Consider the following 17,280-nt stretch of genomic DNA (forward strand, 5'->3'; position numbering starts at 1 on the left):
ACCATCATGGAAGAGCGTAAGATGATTCTCAAGATGATTGACGAAGGTAAAATTAGTGCTGAGGATGGAGAAAAGCTTATGCGTGCCATAAGCAATCATTCATCGAACATTGAACCGACCGTAAGCAGTTCAACAACGAGAGATAAATCTCAACTTAGCACAGATGTGAACTGGGAAGAAGGCAATCGCCGTTTTGATGAGCAAGCGGACCAAAATGTAAATCAAGACGACAACAACCGTTGGAGTGAAGGTGCACGTTGGTTTTCGGATTTTGTCGAGTCAGCAGTTACGAAGATTAAAGAACTTGATCTTGATTTTAACTTTGGCAATGCGGTCGAAGTTAACCATATCTTTCAGCATACAGGCATGAGTGAAGACTTGTTTAACTTATCCCTCGAAAATGGTGCAGTTGAGTTAAAGACGTGGGATGAGCCTGACGTGAAGCTTGAATGTACGGCGAAAGTTTACAAAGCGAGCAACGTTGAAGAAGCTCGAAACAGCTTCTTAGAAAATACGGTCTTCGAATCCATTGACAACGAACTTCATTTTTACACGAAGTCGAAGCGTATTAAATTGAATACGACCGTTTATTTGCCTAAGAAGAAGCTCGAAAAGGTAAAGTTATATACATTTAACGGTAAGGTGACGGTTGCTGATGCAGATACAACGTATCTGTCCATTAAATCTGTTAACGGAAGTTTAGATGTTGATGCAGTTAAAACAGAGCTTCTAGAAGCAGAAGCGTTAAACGGTACCGTACACGTTAAAGGTGGTACAATTGACCGCATCGATTTGAGGACGGCTAATGGTAGCGTAGAATTGGATGGAAGTTATAAAGACATTGATGCAGAAGCATTAAATGGAACGATCCATTGTCACTTTAAAGATGTGAAAACAGGGTATGCGTCGTTAAACGCCGGTACTGGTTCAGTGAAGGTTATTGTTCCTGATCAAGTGAGTACCAAAGCGAAGCTAAAGACAAATGTGGGAAGCTACCATTGGAAGCTCCCAAATGTTGACGTCCATGAGGAGAAGCGTGACTTCATCCAGAAAACGTTGACACTCGTTTCGAACCCTAACTTTGAGGATCAAATTCGCATCGATGCGAGTACTAAGACGGGTTCAATTTCAATTAAAACAGAGAGTGAAGAATAAAGGATAGAGCGGCGGGGTCCGCTCTCTTCTTTTATGGAAGGAGAGCTTGATCACGATGCTCGGATGTTTCTTTTATATTGTAGTAAATGCAGCAGTGTTGTTAATTACAGGATTGATTTTTGATGGGTTTGAATTAAGTGGATGGGGTTCAGCGTTTATTGCTGCCATTTTACTTGGTCTTGCCAATACGCTTGTACGTCCAATCTTAGTCGTACTTACGCTCCCGGTGACAGTTTTGACATTAGGTATTTTTATCTTTATTATTAATGCCTTTTTGCTCTACTTTATCTCGTTTTTGATGGGAGATGCCTTTGTAATTGACCACTTCGGTACAGCGATTTTAGCTGCTGTCGTTATGGCGTTAATTAACGCATTGCTCAATCTAATTTCTAAACCTTTTACTTCTTAATTGAAAAGGGACCTTGGCAGAAGGATAGCCAAGGTCTCTTTTTGGTGTACGTATGCTTACAAAAGGGTTGCCAGACGTCTGACATTCATCTTGAAGTTCTTTCATGCTACAATAGATAGGATCTGCAAAAAGATAATGGATAGTTTCGGAGGTGTGACGATGTCAAAAGTCACTGCGAAAAGTTTAATCGATCGATTCTCCATGGAGTTACTCGGTGGAGAAGATGGCATTTATCGACCGATTACGACGAGTGATATATCTCGACCGGGAATGGAAATGGCCGGTTTCTTTACATATTATCCGCGGCGACGGTTACAGTTGCTAGGGCGTACAGAGTTAACGTTTTTAGAGCGACTTACCGATCAGCAACGTACAGAAAGAATGCAAAAGTTATGTACACCGAACACGCCAGGTGTCATTATTTCAAGAGGATTAGAAGCTCCACCTGAATTGATGGAAGCCGCTGAAGCTTCAGGCGTACCAATCATGCGTGCAGATATGACAACGACACGTCTCATCAGTATGATTACAAACTTTCTAGAAGCGCAGTTAGCCGATACGACAGCTGTACATGGTGTTCTTGTAGACATATATGGAATTGGTGTTTTAATCACTGGGGCAAGTGGAGTAGGTAAGAGTGAAACGGCTCTTGACCTCGTACGACGTGGTCATCGACTTGTTGCTGATGATTCCGTTGAAATTAGTCAACAACATGCGGACACATTGATGGGACAAGCACCTGAACTCATTCGCCACCTACTTGAAATCCGGGGTTTAGGGATTATAGACGTAATGACCTTGTTCGGCGCTGGAGCGGTGCGACCATTTAAGCGCATTACACTAAATGTCCATTTAGAACTTTGGGATGAAAAGAAAGCGTATGACCGCTTAGGTATTGATGAAGAAAAATTACAGATCCTTGAAAGTGAAATACCGAAATATACGATTCCTGTTCGTCCTGGACGGAACTTGGCGGTAATTGTAGAAGTTGCAGCGATGAACTTCCGATTGAAGCGGATGGGGATTAATGCTGCTCAAGAATTTTCGAACAAACTAATGGATGTTATTGAAGATTACGATAAAGAAGAATTGTAATTGAAAGAGGTGACAGTAAGATGTTTTTATCCGTGCAACCTTTAAACCCCGTTGCTATTGAGATTTTTGGCTGGCCAATTTATTGGTATGGATTAATTATCATGCTTGGTGGTTTTCTAGGTTACCTATTGGCAAATCAAGAAGCAAAGCGTCGTGGTTTACCGAAAGATTTGATTTTGGACTTGCTCATTTGGCTGTGCCGATTGCAATTGTCAGTGCCAGACTTTACTACGTTTTATTTAGGCTCGATTATTATTTGGAAAACCCTGGTCAAATCATTGCGATTTGGGAAGGTGGACTTGCAATTCATGGGGGGCTTATTGGAGCCGTCATAACTGCAATTGTTTTTGCGAAAAAGCGTGGCGTTTCTTTTTGGAAGTTAGCGACATTACAGCACCGAGTATTTTGCTCGGGCAAGCGATCGGCCGTTGGGGTAACTTTATGAACCAAGAGGCACATGGTGGAGAAGTTTCTCGCCAGTTTCTTGAAAACCTTATGCTTCCGGAGTTCATCATTAATCAAATGTACATCAATGGTACGTACTATCACCCGACGTTTTTATATGAATCACTTTGGAGCTTGTTAGGTGTAGCGATCTTGCTTTACTTGCGTCGAGTAAACCTTCGCCGTGGTGAGCTATTCTTAACGTATGTTATTTGGTATTCATTCGGTCGACTCTTTATCGAAGGTCTTAGAACAGATAGTCTAATGATCTTTGATTTACTACGCACGGCACAAGTAATCTCGATCGTACTCATTGTCGGTGCGATTGTACTGATCATTTACCGCCGAAAAACAGGGCAATCCGACATAAGATATTTAGATGACGAACCGAAGAAAAAATTGAAGAACACAAAGAAAAAATAACGAGTGCTCATTGAAAGAGATGAATTATGAGGTAAAGCAGTTTAAAAAATAGAATACCCTTGGGGGAGCGTATGAAGACGTTGAAAAACGGCCTAAGGTCGGGTATTAAAACAACTTGGATGTTAGCAAAAATTATTTTCCCGATCACGTTCCTCATTACAGTGCTTTCACATACGCCTGTGTTGGATTGGATTGCACGTCAAATTGCACCAGTGATGGGTTGGCTTGGTTTGCCTGGGGAAGCGGCAATCCCACTCGTTCTAGGCAACTTTTTAAACCTGTATGCGGGAATTGGTGCAATTCTGTCGTTAGACCTTACTGTGAAGGAAGTTTTTATTCTTGCTGTCATGCTGTCATTTAGCCATAACTTGATCGTAGAATCAGCAGTTGCTGCGAAGCTTGGTGTCCGAATTTCAGTGATTTTAAGTGTGCGAATTGGTCTTGCGATTTTTTCCGCACTCATGATCAACTGGTTTTGGAACGGTGGAGGAGAACTTGCACAATATGGCTTTTTTTGAGGCAAATGTTGCGGCTGAGCCTAGTGGGGCTTTAGGAATTGTTGCAGACGGACTTATCGCAGCAAGCCTTGGCATTATGCAACTCGCTTTATTTGTTTTTCCGATTATGCTACTCATTGAAGTGATGAGAGATTTACATTTGCTAGATTGGTTCTCACGTAAAATGCTACCGTTTACGAAGATGTTAGGCATTGCGCCGAACACATCAACGACACTTGCATCAGGGCTGTTTTTTGGTCTAGCGTTAGGCGCAGGTGTTATGGTAGAAGAAGTAAAGAAAAATGGGGTAAAAAAGAAAGACGTCTACCTTGTCGTAATCTTTCTTGTAGCATGTCACGCGATTGTGGAAGATACGCTCATTTTTATTCCGTTAGGGATCCCCGTGTTACCGTTACTCGCGATTAGACTTGTAACAGCGATTCTTTTAACGATGATTGTCGCTTATTTCTGGAATCGATCAGAGAAGAAGCAAGCGTCTAAGGAGGAGATCATTCATGAAAACGGTCGATACAGTGCTTTTTGATTTAGATGGAACGCTTATTGACACGAACGAACTTATTATCGCATCGTTTGAACACACACTTGGAGAATATTATCCAGGGCAATACAAACGAGCGGATATTTTGCCGTTTATTGGCCCGTCACTTGATGAGACGTTCACTCGCCTAAACCCTAGTTTGGCGAACGATATGATTGAAATGTACATTGAACATAATCATTTGCATCACGATCAGTTGCTTCGCGAATATGAAGGTGTTCGTGAAGCCGTTGCTCAACTTTTTGACAAAGGGTATAAGCTCGGTGTTGTGACAACGAAGCGCCGTCCCACAACTGAGCGCGGTTTGGAGATTACAGGTTTAAAACCTTACTTCTCAACGATCGTAACGTTTGATGATGTAGAGAATGTCAAACCGCACCCAGAACCAATTAAAAAAAGCGATGACACAGCTCGGTAGCACTCCAGAACAAACGATCATGGTTGGGGATAATACTCACGACATCGATGGAGGAAAGCGTGCAGGTACTCAAACAGCGGCAGTCGGATGGGCCGTTCGTGGACTAGAAGAAGTCCGCTCACTTTATCCTGATTACATTTTAGAAGATATGCGAGATCTGCTACACATTGTAGGAGCAGACTAATTATGCCTCGAAATACAGAACGTTTCGAGGTTAATAAGGACAACTCGTTATGGCATATGTATAAGACGGTGTCGTTTTGGAAGGTGGCGAAGAACTTCATCGTCATTGAGGTTAGTCGTATTACACCGTTTTTACGTGTGAAAAATTGGATGTATCGCCATTTGCTAAAAATGGATGTTGGAGCCAAAACGTCATTTGCACTAAAAGTAACGCCGGATGTCATGTATCCAGAACGAATTTCTGTTGGTAGTAATACGATTATCGGTTTTAATACGACGATTTTGGCTCATGAATATTTGACGAATGAATACCGACTCGGTGACGTAAACATCGGTAGTAACGTCATGATTGGCGCACAATCGCTCATCTTGCCCGGTGTGACGATTGGAGACGGCGCTGTCGTTTCAGCAGCAACACTCGTTCATAAAGACGTACCTGCTGGCGCATTTGTTGGTGGCAATCCGATGCAAGTGATCAAACGTTCTTGAAACCTTTGGCCCCTTGCATCGTACATAGAATAAGGAGGTGTTCGAATTGGCAGCAGAAGATGGTTTCTTTCTAGCTATTCTTGCATTTATGGGTATTTTTATTGTTTTTATGTTCCTTTTTGCTATTGTAATGTATTTCTTTATGGCATTTGGGTTGTATCGCATGGCTGAAAATCAAAATATTGAACTTTCTTGGTTAGCGTTTATTCCAATTGCACAGTATTATTTACTCGGTGTTCTCGTTCAGAGTCGATTGACAGGTGGGATGCGAGAAGGGATTCCTTGGATTCTCGCTTCTTTGTTAGCGGCGAATTTTTTTCCTCGGTATCATCGCTGGAGTTATGCCACTTATTGGTTTCTTGGCGCTACCTATTTCGTTAGCTTCAGTCGGATTTACAATCTATGCGTCCTTCCATCTTTACAAGAAATATTCAGATCAGTACGTTGTGTTATTCGTATTTACGATTGTTACACTTGGAATGTTGGCACCGATCTTTGTGTTTTTCATTCGAAACAACATGCCGCTCGAAGAAGAAGCTGCAGCATAGACAGGAAAGAACGACATATGTGTCGTTCTTTTTTTATTATGGGGTTGAATTTCGTGTATAATTTTCTTATGATTCTGACTCAGGTAACGAGTACATTCGATTATCGGTTGACGGATGAATGTGGAGCGTGTAAACTCATCAGTATCTTTAATTCATTATCACTCTACCAAGTTAAAGTAAAAAACGTTAAAATTGGGGGATTGAGTTATGTCTAGCCCTTTTATGTTTGAGAAGCCTCTTGGAATGAAAGACACTCTTCCGCTCCTTTATGATCGAAATGAAGAAGTGACTTCTCAAATTGCAGAAGAAGTTCGTTTATGGGGATACCAAACCTTACATACGCCTGCGTTGGAGTATTATGACACCGTCGGTGCCGCGTCAGCCATTCACGATGCGAAGCTTTTTAAGCTCATGGACAGACAAGGAAGAACGCTCGTTTTAAGGCCAGATATGACAGCTCCGATTGCAAGAGTCGTGAGTTCTAGCTTAAAAGACGAACCGTTGCCGTTACGCCTTGCTTATAATACAGCACTTTACCGTACACAAGAACACGAGGGGAAACCTGCGGAGTTTGAGCAATATGGTGTTGAGTTGATTGGTGATCAGACGGTAAGCGCAGATGGAGAAATTATGGCGTTGCTTATTTCCGCTTTTGAGAAGACGGGACTACGTCACTTTCGCCTTGCTTTCGGACATATCGGTTTCATGAATGCGTTGTTCACGGAAGTTGTCGGCAGTGGGGATCATGTTCATGCGCTTAAGCAGTTCTTATTTGAAAAAAATTACGTTGGTTTCAAGCGATATGTCAGAAAGTTGCCGATTTCCGCACTAGATAAAAATCGACTAGAGCAACTGCTTTCATTGCGTGGTGGTCCAGATATGTTAGAGACTGCAAAGGAGCTCGTCTCGAGCTCTGATGCACTGCGTGCATTGCAAGAAGTACAAGAAGTGTGGAATGTTCTCGAAAGTTACGGTGTTAGTACATACATGAACATTGATTTGAATGTTGTGCTACACATCGATTACTACACAGGCGTTGTGTTTGAAAGCTATGGTAAGGAATTAGGTTTTCCACTTGCGAGTGGGGGTCGGTATGACGAGCTCGTGCCGAAGTTTGGTCGTCAAGCAAGCGCTACTGGCTTTGGAATTCGAATGGATCGCTTATTGGAAGCATTGAATCATATTGACCGCCCATTGAACCAAGAACGAACGCTAATCTTATTTAGTAAAGAGCGACAAAAAGAAGCGGTTGATGAAGCAAAGCAACTACGAGAGTCAGGCAAATGTGTTGTGATTCAGCATGTTACTGGCATTGAAGACTTAGACACATACACCTCAACATTCACACACGTCATTCAGCGAATCGGAGGCAGTGCATCATGAATGAATGGATAACCATTGCGATGCCAAAGGGAAGAATCTTTGAAGAAGCAGCAGCACTGCTAAGAAAAGCAAACTACCCACTGCCCGATGATTTTTCGTTTGGTCGGAAGCTGATTGTCGAGGCGCCAGAAGCGGGTATGAAGTTTTTCTTAGCGAAACCGATGGATGTAGCAACGTATGTTGAGCACGGTGTTGCTGACATTGGTGTTGCTGGTAAAGATGTTCTTATGGAAGAACAACGAGATGTCTATGAAGTGCTTGATTTAAACATTAGTGCTTGTTATTTAGCCGTTGCAGGGTTGCCGGGTGAAAGGCGAGAGCAAGTAGCCCCAAAGGTCGCCACGAAGTATCCGAACGTAGCGACGCAATATTTCAAAGAACAAGGTGAGCAAGTGGAAGTGATCACGTTAAATGGATCGATCGAACTTGCACCACTGATCGGCTTAGCAGATCGAATTGTAGATATCGTTTCGACAGGACAGACTCTAAAAGAAAACGGACTCGTAGAACTTGAGACGATTGAAGCAGTAACGTCACGGTTGATTGTAAATCCAGTGAGCTACCGCATGAAAGATCAGCGAATTGATGAAATTGTTGAGCGTTTATCTCAAATTGTAGAGGGGGAGAGTCGTGAGAATTGAACACGTAAAAGGTGAACTGAAAAGCCTACGCCGCAGTGTGGAAATGATTGATTCAAATGTTCAGTCAAGCGTGAAAGAAATTTTGTCAGACGTGAAACAACGTGGTGATGAGGCCGTTTCGCATTATACGAAAACGTACGATGGTGCGGATCTCTCTTCCTTTTTTTGTTACCGAAGAAGAAAAGCAAGCGGCTTATGAACACGTAAATAAAGACGTGCTACGTGCCATCCGTCAAGCTGCTGAAAACATTCGAGAGTACCACGCACGTCAGCTGGAACAAACGTGGATGATGACAAAAGACGATGGCACGATTCTCGGTCAAAAAAAATTACACCGCTTGACTCGGTCGGGGTGTATGTTCCGGGAGGAACGGCCGTGTACCCATCTACCATTCTCATGAATGTGATCCCAGCTCAAGTTGCCAAAGTTGAACGCATTGTTATGGTCTCGCCGCCAAATGCAGAAGGGAAACTGCATCCTGCCGTACTCGTAACCGCACATGAGCTAGGGGTAAAACACATTTACAAAGCAGGTGGCGCGCAGGCAGTAGCGGCACTGGCTTATGGAACAAAGACGTTAGAAGCTGTAGACAAGATTGTTGGGCCAGGGAATGTATTCGTTGCTGCTGCGAAGCGGGAAGTTTTTGGACACGTTGATATTGATATGATTGCGGGTCCCAGTGAAATCGTCGTTTTATGCGATGAATCCGCGAATCCGTCTTATGTTGCTGCTGATCTTCTTTCTCAAGCAGAACACGATGAACGAGCATCAGCAATCGCTGTAACGACGTCTAATTCATTGGCAGAAAACATCCGAGATGAAGTTGAACGGCAACTTCAGCAGTTGCCAAGAGAGGCGATTGCACGTCGTTCTATTGAACGTTATGGTGCAGTTTATGTAGCAGAAACGTTGGCTGAGGCAGTTGAAGTCGTCAATCAACTAGCTCCTGAACATCTGGAAGTCATGACGAAAGATCCGTACTTACTCCTCGGGAAAATTAAGCATGCGGGTGCAATTTTCTTAGGTGAATATAGCGCGGAGTCGGTCGGTGATTATTTCGCTGGAACGAACCACGTGTTGCCAACGAATGGCACGGCGCGTTTTTCTAGTCCGTTGAACGTGAGTGATTTTACGAAGAAATCGAGCATCATTTCTTATAGTAAACAAGCGTTAGATCAAAATGGACCTTTGATAGCGTCATTTGCTCGTGAAGAAGGCCTAGAAGCACACGCAAGAGCGGTCGAGATTCGTACGAAAGAAGGAGAGGTCTAATGACAGCGCGTAAAGGTGGAGTTGAGAGGAACACAGGAGAAACAGCCATCTCATTATCGTTGAATCTAGATGGAGAAGGGAATGGGAGCCTCGAGACGCCAGTGCCGTTTCTAACTCACATGCTCGACTTATTCCGAAAGCATGGACAGTTCGACTTGGATGTTAAAGCAAGCGGTGATACCGAGGTAGATGACCATCATTCAACGGAGGATATCGGAATTTGTTTAGGCGTGGCGTTAAAAGAAGCACTCGGTAATAAAGAGGGCATTAGACGTTATGGTGACGCTTTTGTTCCGATGGACGATGCGCTCGCGCACGTTGTCATTGATTTAAGTAATCGTCCTCATTTAGAGTGGCGTGTCGAGTTGCCACATGCAAAAGTCGGTCAATTTGATACAGAACTCGTTCGAGAATTCCTTGCGAAGCTCGCAATTGAAGCGCGGATGAACGTTCACGTAAATGTTCATTATGGCTGGAATACTCATCATATTATCGAAGCAATTTTTAAGGCGCTTGGACGTGCGTTGCGAGAAGCGGTAAGTCTTGATCCACGGGTAAAAGGAATTCCTTCAACGAAAGGGATGCTCTAAAATGATTGGAATTGTAGATTATGGCATGGGTAATTTACATAGTGTTTCTAAAGCATTGGAGCGACTCGGTGCAACGTACATCGTTAGTGATAACAAAGAGAAACTGCAGTCGTGCGACGGTCTGATTTTACCAGGTGTTGGAGCGTTTAAAGATGCCATGGAGATTTTGAATGAGAGTGGCCTTTCTTCGTTCTTAAAGCAATGGGTCGAAGAAGAAAAGCCCTTACTTGGCATTTGTCTTGGTATGCAACTATTATTCCAAAGTAGTGAGGAACATGGCCATACCGAAGGATTAGGGTTTCTCTCAGGTCACGTGAAGCGATTTACAGGTAAGACGAGAGCCGGAAATCGCTATAAGTGCCGCATATGGGGTGGAATCAATTGCGTTATTTGCAACCAGAGCATCCAATCGTAGACGAAACTGAACCAGGTCATGTTTATTTCGTACATTCTTACGTTGTGCATGCAAATACGAGTGATGTAGTTGTGGCAACGGCAGATTATGACGGGGATGTTCCGGCAGTCGTCGGCAAACACCACGTGTTTGGTACCCAATTTCACCCAGAAAAGAGCAGTACGCTCGGGATGAGTATGCTGAACAATTACATTCGTTATGTAGCGGAAAGGAGAGAGTAAAGTGACGACATTTTCTATTTATCCAGCCATCGACATTCGTGGAGGCAATTGTGTTCGCTTAAAGCAAGGGGATTACAATGAGGAAACGGTGTATCACGACTCTCCAGTGCACGTTGCAAAACAATTCGAAAGTGAAGGAAGCCGCTATGTACACGTCGTTGATCTAGATGGTGCGAAACAAAAGGAGCCTGTGAATTTTGAATCGATAAAGGCTGTGATTGAATCGACGAACCTACTAGTGCAAGTAGGCGGAGGGATTCGAACAGAAGCACACATCAAGCAGTATTTAGACGCAGGTGCCAATCGTGTCATCTTAGGCTCGATCGCCGTAGCGGAACCAGCGTTCACAAAGGAAATGCTCGCCAAATACGGGAAGAGAATTGTAATCGGTTTGGATGCAAGAGATGGTTATGTTGCAGTGAATGGTTGGTTAGAAGCTTCTGAGGCACGTGTAGAAGTGCTTGCCTCTGAAATGAAACTAGCAGGTTGTGAAACGTTTATTTTCACAGATATTCATAAAGACGGCATGATGGAAGGACCGAATGTCGAAGCGAACCAAGAACTTGCTGAGAAAAGTGGGGCGAACATCATTACGTCTGGTGGTGTTTCTTCAAACGAGGATATTTATCGTTTACTTGAATTGCGTAAGTACGGTGTAACGGGTGCCATTATCGGAAAGGCGCTCTACACAGACGTTATTGAACTACCTTCATTACTTCACGAGGTGGAACGAAGATGCTCACAAAACGATTAATTCCATGTTTAGATGTGAAAGAAGGTCGGGTCGTAAAAGGCGTCCAGTTCGTTGATTTAAGGGATGCAGGTGATCCAGTTGAACTTGCCGCATTTTACGATGATCAAGGTGCAGATGAACTCGTTTTTCTCGATATTTCTGCCTCTCACGAAGGGCGCAAAACGATGATTGACGTTGTAGAGGAAGTTGCGGGAACGCTCGCCATTCCGTTTACCGTTGGTGGGGGAATTAACAGTGTTGATGACATGCGGGCAATTTTGAGAGCAGGTGCGGACAAAGTTTCCCTAAACACTGCAGCGGTTCTAAGGCCTGCGCTCATTCGAGAAGGAGCAGACTTTTTCGGCTCGCAATGCATCGTGGTCGCTGTTGATGCGAAGTGGGATGAGTCGCTTGAATCTTGGCGTGTGTATACGCACGGAGGAAGAAAGCCGACCGATTGGGAAATTACGGATTGGGTAAAAGAGGCTGTTCATCAAGGGGCAGGAGAGATTCTGCTTACGAGCATGGACCAAGATGGACGGAAAACCGGCTTTGATTTGCCGCTTACGAGAACGGTTAATGAAGTTGTCGGTGTCCCTGTCATTGCGTCAGGTGGGGCAGGGAACCGACAAGACTTTGTAGAGGTGTTTGAAGATGCTGGTGCGGATGCAGCGCTTGCGGCATCAATTTTTCATTACAAAGAAACGTCAGTCGAAGAAGTGAAACAGACGTTAAAAGAGAACGGAGTGGTGGTCAGGTGAAGATTGATTCTTTGCGATTTAACGACGATGGATTGATTCCTGCCGTTGTTCAAGACGCTCGAAGTAAAGAAGTGCTAACTCTTGCCTATATGAATAAAGAATCGCTTCAGAAGACGATCGAGACGAAAGAAACGTGGTTTTACAGTCGAAGTCGAGAAGAGTTGTGGCATAAAGGTGCAACATCTGGCAATACCCAAACCGTAACTGACGTAAAGTACGATTGTGACGCAGACAGTTTAGTCGTACTCGTTGAACCTCATGGCCCTGCTTGTCATACAGGTTCTTACAGTTGTTTTACTTCGTCACTTATTAAGGGGGATGTTGCACAAGCGAACGACTCTTTCTCGATCATCCGAGATTTAGAGAAGACAATTGCAGCGCGAAAGCATGAACGCCCTGAAGGTGCGTATACGACGTATCTTTTTAATGAAGGCATCGATAAAATATTAAAGAAAATCGGTGAGGAAGCATCGGAGATTATTATTGCAGCTAAAAACCGTGATCTAGAAGAAATGCGTTGGGAAAGTGCGGACTTTCTATTCCATTGGCTCGTCTTACTAGAAGAACAAGGCATCTCGGTTGATGACGTGCTAGAGACGCTCAGAGAGCGGCATCAATAAGTTAAATAAACGTTTGTTTAATTTATAGACGACCATAAAGGTCGTCTTTTTTATGTGTGCACACGTTTTTTAAGCATCGACGTTAACATTGTGTCATAGTTAGAGTTGTGCTAAATTTCTAATATATAAATCTTATTTACTAGATCAAGAGAGGTGTGTGCGTATGGAGATTTTTGGTTTGCCTGCGGTCACCGCATTTTGGCTTTTCGTTCCAATGTCATTAACCATTCTTTTATCTGCAATTAGTTACATTCGCTTTAGAAGGAGGGAGTCTCAATGAGTGGTATTGAAATTCCTACCCTGATTACCTTTATTGTGTACATCATTGGTATGGCGATATGTGGAGTTGTTTTTTACCGACTGACATCGAGTATGTCTGATTATGTACTAGGTGGGAGAAGTTTAAATGGTTGGGTTGCCGCACTTAGTGCAGGGGCATCGGATATGAGTAGTTGGATCTTGATTGCTTTACCAGGAACAATTTACTTAAATGGTCTGAGTGAGATTTGGTTACCGATTGGTCTATCAATTGGTGCATACTTAAACTGGCAGTTTTTAGCGAAGCGTTTACGTCGCTATACACATATATCAGGGGATGCGATTACACTACCGGACTTCTTGGAGAAACGATTTCGTGATACGTCTAGAACGCTACGTGTTGTATCCGCATTTTTTTATTCTTCTATTCTTTACGTTCTACACGTCGTCAGGTCTCGTTGGTGGAGCCATATTGTTCGAAGGGACATTTGGTTGGGATTATCAGCTATCGCTCATTGTAGGTACGTTAGCAATCGTATCGTATACGTTTTTGGGTGGATTTTTAGCGATTAGTTATACAGACTTCTTTCAAGGGACATTAATGTTACTTGCTTTAGTCGTTGTACCAATTGTAGCCATTTATGAAATTGGGACGTGGGACAGTGCTGTCGCGTCGGTTGCCTCTATTGATCCTACATATTTAGATGCATTTGCTGGAACGTCACTGATTGCAATTATTTCTTTACTAGGTTGGGGGTTAGGCTACTTCGGTCAACCTCACATAATTACCCGTTTTATGGCAATCCGCTCTGAGCGAGAAGTACCAGTCGCAAGGTTAGTTGGGATGACTTGGATGGTCATTTCATTATTTGGAGCGATTTTTGTTGGGATTATGGGGATTGCATATTTTGACGGGATTGGCGCAGGAACACCACTTGATAACCATGAAACTGTGTTTATTATGTTTAGTCAAATTCTCTTTAATCCGTGGGTCGCAGGGTTTTTACTAGCAGCGATTCTTTCAGCGATTATGAGTACGGTTGACTCACAATTACTCGTGTCGTCGAGTGCGCTAGCAGAAGATTTCTACAAAGGGTTCATTCGACCGAAAGCGTCAGATAAAGAACTCGTTTGGCTCGGTCGTTTTGGTGTTATTCTCATTGCGGTCATTGCAATGATCTTAGGGTTAGATTCTGATAATACGGTGTTAGAACTCGTTGAATATGCTTGGGCAGGATTTGGTGCAGCGTTTGGACCTGTTATGTTGTTTAGTGTGTTCTGGCGGAGGATGACGAGCTGGGGCGCTGTTGCCGGAATTGTAACCGGTGGTGTTACAGTGATTGTCTGGTCGTTAATTGAAGGTGGAATCTTTGAACTTTATGAGCTCGTTCCAGGATTTATACTTGGAAGTCTAGCGATTGTGATCGTTAGTTTGTTGAACAAAAAAACCTTCGCAAGAAATTCTTGATGAGTTCGATTTTGTTGAAGTGGCAAAATATGACGAAGAGAAACGTGAATACTATCGATAAATAGAGACCCTGTGCAATTTCGCACAGGCTCTTTTTCTATGATTTATACCAAAAGTTGGGAGAGAGTGGAAACTAATGTGGTTTTCGTATAAAATCGTACTTGAGCATTAGTTCTTAAGGTCAGGAGAGATGTATCGGGTGCGAACGAACAAATGGTTCCTAGTCATGTTCGTAGTACTTCTTTCTGCATGTACGTTGGAAGAGGAAGAACCAGTTGAAGAAGAACAACCAGAACATGAGGAACAAATTGAATCGACCTATGAGTTCGGAGAATTCTCACGCTTTGAAGGAGATTCACCGAGTGAATGGATGCAGGCCGAACCTGGAAGTTTGTACAATGAGCCAAATGATGAAGAAAAAGCGTTAAAGATATTACGCGAGCAAGCTGGAAATGACGTCTCCGAATCGCAGTTGTACTACCAAATGTTAGATTTGGTTGCGAGTGATTATCGTGAATATCACGAGTATTTTGGTCAACTAGATGACGTGTATGATGATATCGTCGAAGCGAGCGCGCAAGTAAGAGAAGATGCACTGCAAATGAATGTGCATGTGATTTTTGATGCTCATATTGAAGCATTCACAACGAGTGAAATTGAACCGTTGCTGTATGAGTTTTTAATGGACATGCCGGATGATACGAATGTTTCACTGAAATTACTCGGTTCTGGACGAGTTGAGGAACCTTGTGAGACGAGTGTTGATGAGGATTCAGACTTATTATTTAACGAAAAAGAGGCAGAATCTCTACATGTCGAGTCGTATGACGAAACACCAATTGCTCACGCTCTAAATTCTGTTGAAAATATTTTCCCTTCGTATGATGAGGATAGGCCTGTTAAAAATGTCGTTTACTTAATCGCTGCCAATCAAGACAATTGTGATGGTGTTCCAGAGGAAGTAGCGAGCGAGTTGGATGCGATTATTAATGTAATTGGGTTTGACGTTGAAGAAGAGACAGATGAATATCTAAAAGCCATTGCTACTGCCGGTAACGGAAATTACGTTCCAGTCACCACAGTTGAAGAGTTAACGCGCACAATAGAAATTGCTTCTATCGAAACGATTCAGTTATGGCGTGATTGGCAAGTAGAGTGGATGGAGGATGAGCGTGATCGTCAAATGGTTTACATTGATGAATCACGTGAACAGCAAGATGAGATGGTTGAAGAAACAAGACTTGAACAAGAGCGTTTGCGTGCATTGACAGACCAATTAGAAGAAGAGTTTAATCTAAATGGTTCGATGATTCGTAGTAATGTCAACGAACGAGCGGTCGCCTTACGCAATTACATGGAAGAAACATCGCTGAAATTCCGTGATGAAGCCTTTCAAGCAGGAACGATGACCGGGAATTAAACTAAGTTGCTATCGTGAGATTAGCGACTTAGTTTTTTTTCGTGTAGGAATTAATTCATTGAACAAAAAGACGCTGTTCAGTAAGATAATGGTAACGACATAACGATCGATGGAAGGGGGATGTAAATGACAGGGATCAGTGCAATGCGTCGTTGTGAGCCATCTGATGTAGAGGCGTTACGATCGGTGAGTATCGATACTTTTGTAGAGACGTTTGCTTCTCAAAATGAACCAGTTCAATTGGAACGTCATTTGGAACGCGCCTTCGCTTACTCAAAGCTAGAGTTAGAGCTTCAAGAAGAACAATCTGAATTTTACGTGATTGATGAAGGTAATGAGTTTCAGGCACTTCTGAAGCTGAATGTTGGTGCTGCGCAATCAGAGCCGTTTGGAGAGGACTACTTGGAGATTGAACGAATCTACATACGGTCTTCCAACCAAGGCCAAGGAATAGGGCGAGCACTACTTGAATTTGCGTTTCAGCGAGCGAAAGAGCTTAATAAAATGTATGTCTGGTTAGGAGTTTGGGAGAAAAACTTACGAGCTAAACAAGTGTATGAACGTCTCGGTTTCACAGCATTTGATGAGCATTATTTTTATTTCGGTGAGGAGCAACAAAGAGATATTCTCATGAAACGGAGTAGTGAGTGATGAACACTCGCCTGTTATCACTTTTAATCCTGATTACTGGTCTTCTTTACATCTTTATTATTCCTAATGTTTTTGAACAGAGCACAATCATCGTCGTTTTTAAAGTTATACCGATGTTGTTGATCATTGTATATGGTTTGAAAATCCGTGAACGTGGTATAAGGAACTTGGTGATGTATGGTCTGATTGTCTGTGCAATCGCTGACGTTGCCATTGCGTATTCGTTTCTTGCAGGTTTGGTCATCTTTTTACTAGGGCATTTGCTTTATATTCCAGCTTTTTGGAAATATCGTAAACATACAACGTTGAAGTGGCCGTTTATTGCTATAGCGATTTACATGGGATCGATGGGTGGTCTTTGGATCGACGCTGATCGGTACGACTGAGCAAGGTCTGGTTTTACCTGTATTCTTTTATATTATTGTAATCGGACTGATGGGGATTGTCGCGATCAAAACGAGAAATCGATTAGCTATTATTGGCGCTCTTTTTTTTATCCTCTCGGATAGCATTCTTGCTTGGAATAAGTTCGTTGAACCATTATCAAGTTCTCATATATTAATTATGTCGACGTATTATGCGGCGCAGTATTGCATTGCTCGAAGTCGATTGTAAGGGGATGAGGA

General features: G+C 42.9%; 15 protein-coding genes and 6 pseudogenes. All 21 read left to right on the forward strand.

Translation table 11 applies throughout. The annotated features are described in order from the left end of the window. Nucleotides 1-6: 6 nt before the first annotated feature. The 21 genes and pseudogenes from JCM19055_RS01895 (at nt 7) to JCM19055_RS25030 (ending at nt 17,269) form a co-directional block, all read left to right on the forward strand. Nucleotides 7-1,155, forward strand: a complete 1,149-nt coding sequence (locus JCM19055_RS01895; RefSeq protein ID WP_042358266.1) for a DUF4097 domain-containing protein — start codon at nt 7-9, stop codon at nt 1,153-1,155. A 55-nt stretch (nt 1,156-1,210) separates the two neighbouring features. Next, the gene (locus tag JCM19055_RS01900) at nt 1,211-1,564 is read left to right on the forward strand and encodes a phage holin family protein (RefSeq protein ID WP_042358267.1); all 354 of its coding nucleotides are present in this window, start codon (nt 1,211-1,213) and stop codon (nt 1,562-1,564) included. Nucleotides 1,565-1,723: 159 nt separating this feature from the next. After that, nucleotides 1,724-2,659, forward strand: a complete 936-nt coding sequence (gene hprK, locus JCM19055_RS01905; protein ID WP_042358268.1) for an HPr(Ser) kinase/phosphatase — start codon at nt 1,724-1,726, stop codon at nt 2,657-2,659. A gap of 101 nt (nt 2,660-2,760) precedes the next feature. Then, nucleotides 2,761-3,526: pseudogene (gene lgt / locus JCM19055_RS01910) on the forward strand (prolipoprotein diacylglyceryl transferase). A gap of 71 nt (nt 3,527-3,597) precedes the next feature. Beyond that, nucleotides 3,598-4,567: pseudogene (locus JCM19055_RS01915) on the forward strand (nucleoside recognition domain-containing protein). Continuing rightward, a pseudogene (ppaX, locus tag JCM19055_RS01920) lies at nt 4,539-5,184 on the forward strand (pyrophosphatase PpaX). Before JCM19055_RS01915 ends, ppaX begins: the two co-directional pseudogenes overlap by 29 nt. Before the next feature lie 2 nt (nt 5,185-5,186). Further along, nucleotides 5,187-5,672, forward strand: coding sequence for a DapH/DapD/GlmU-related protein (locus JCM19055_RS01925; RefSeq protein WP_042358269.1), 486 nt, complete (start codon nt 5,187-5,189; stop codon nt 5,670-5,672). Between the two features lie 46 nt (nt 5,673-5,718). Further along, nucleotides 5,719-6,435: a hypothetical protein gene (locus JCM19055_RS01930; RefSeq protein WP_042358270.1), complete on the forward strand. Its 717-nt coding sequence runs from the start codon at nt 5,719-5,721 to the stop codon at nt 6,433-6,435. Next, nucleotides 6,428-7,603 (forward strand): ATP phosphoribosyltransferase regulatory subunit, encoded by a 1,176-nt coding sequence (locus JCM19055_RS01935; RefSeq protein ID WP_042358271.1) that lies wholly within the window; start codon nt 6,428-6,430, stop codon nt 7,601-7,603. Before JCM19055_RS01930 ends, JCM19055_RS01935 begins: the two co-directional genes overlap by 8 nt. After that, entirely contained in the window at nt 7,600-8,244 is a 645-nt protein-coding gene (gene hisG, locus JCM19055_RS01940; protein WP_042358272.1) for an ATP phosphoribosyltransferase, read from the forward strand. The genes JCM19055_RS01935 and hisG overlap by 4 nt, the downstream gene beginning before the upstream one ends. Then, nucleotides 8,234-9,517 (forward strand): annotated as a pseudogene (gene hisD, locus JCM19055_RS01945) (histidinol dehydrogenase). Before hisG ends, hisD begins: the two are co-directional and overlap by 11 nt. Continuing rightward, on the forward strand, nt 9,517-10,107 hold the full coding sequence (gene hisB, locus JCM19055_RS01950) for an imidazoleglycerol-phosphate dehydratase HisB (RefSeq protein ID WP_042358273.1): 591 nt from the start codon (nt 9,517-9,519) through the stop codon (nt 10,105-10,107). The pseudogene hisD and the gene hisB overlap by 1 nt, the downstream one beginning before the upstream one ends. Nucleotide 10,108: 1 nt before the next feature. Next, a pseudogene (gene hisH, locus JCM19055_RS01955) lies at nt 10,109-10,743 on the forward strand (imidazole glycerol phosphate synthase subunit HisH). A gap of 1 nt (nt 10,744) precedes the next feature. Next, the gene (gene hisA / locus JCM19055_RS01960) at nt 10,745-11,497 is read left to right on the forward strand and encodes a 1-(5-phosphoribosyl)-5-[(5-phosphoribosylamino)methylideneamino]imidazole-4-carboxamide isomerase (RefSeq protein ID WP_042358274.1); all 753 of its coding nucleotides are present in this window, start codon (nt 10,745-10,747) and stop codon (nt 11,495-11,497) included. Beyond that, nucleotides 11,479-12,237, forward strand: coding sequence for an imidazole glycerol phosphate synthase subunit HisF (gene hisF, locus JCM19055_RS01965; RefSeq protein ID WP_042358275.1), 759 nt, complete (start codon nt 11,479-11,481; stop codon nt 12,235-12,237). The genes hisA and hisF overlap by 19 nt, the downstream gene beginning before the upstream one ends. Further along, nucleotides 12,234-12,857, forward strand: coding sequence for a bifunctional phosphoribosyl-AMP cyclohydrolase/phosphoribosyl-ATP diphosphatase HisIE (gene hisIE, locus JCM19055_RS01970; protein ID WP_042358276.1), 624 nt, complete (start codon nt 12,234-12,236; stop codon nt 12,855-12,857). Before hisF ends, hisIE begins: the two co-directional genes overlap by 4 nt. Before the next feature lie 276 nt (nt 12,858-13,133). Further along, nucleotides 13,134-14,644, forward strand: a pseudogene (gene putP, locus JCM19055_RS01975) (sodium/proline symporter PutP). 129 nt (nt 14,645-14,773) lie between these two features. Next, a complete protein-coding gene (locus JCM19055_RS01980) occupies nt 14,774-16,003 on the forward strand; it encodes a hypothetical protein (protein WP_152549693.1) in 1,230 nt (409 codons plus the stop codon). A gap of 126 nt (nt 16,004-16,129) precedes the next feature. Further along, nucleotides 16,130-16,654, forward strand: coding sequence for a GNAT family N-acetyltransferase (locus tag JCM19055_RS01985; RefSeq protein WP_042358278.1), 525 nt, complete (start codon nt 16,130-16,132; stop codon nt 16,652-16,654). Next, a complete protein-coding gene (locus JCM19055_RS22345; protein WP_052365788.1) occupies nt 16,654-17,040 on the forward strand; it encodes a lysoplasmalogenase family protein in 387 nt (128 codons plus the stop codon). The genes JCM19055_RS01985 and JCM19055_RS22345 overlap by 1 nt, the downstream gene beginning before the upstream one ends. Next, entirely contained in the window at nt 17,006-17,269 is a 264-nt protein-coding gene (locus tag JCM19055_RS25030) for a lysoplasmalogenase (protein WP_081833370.1), read from the forward strand. Before JCM19055_RS22345 ends, JCM19055_RS25030 begins: the two co-directional genes overlap by 35 nt. Nucleotides 17,270-17,280 lie beyond the last annotated feature (11 nt).

The organism is Geomicrobium sp. JCM 19055 (assembly GCF_000698185.1).
Classification (GTDB): Bacteria; Bacillota; Bacilli; order Bacillales; family Marinococcaceae; genus Geomicrobium_A; species Geomicrobium_A sediminis.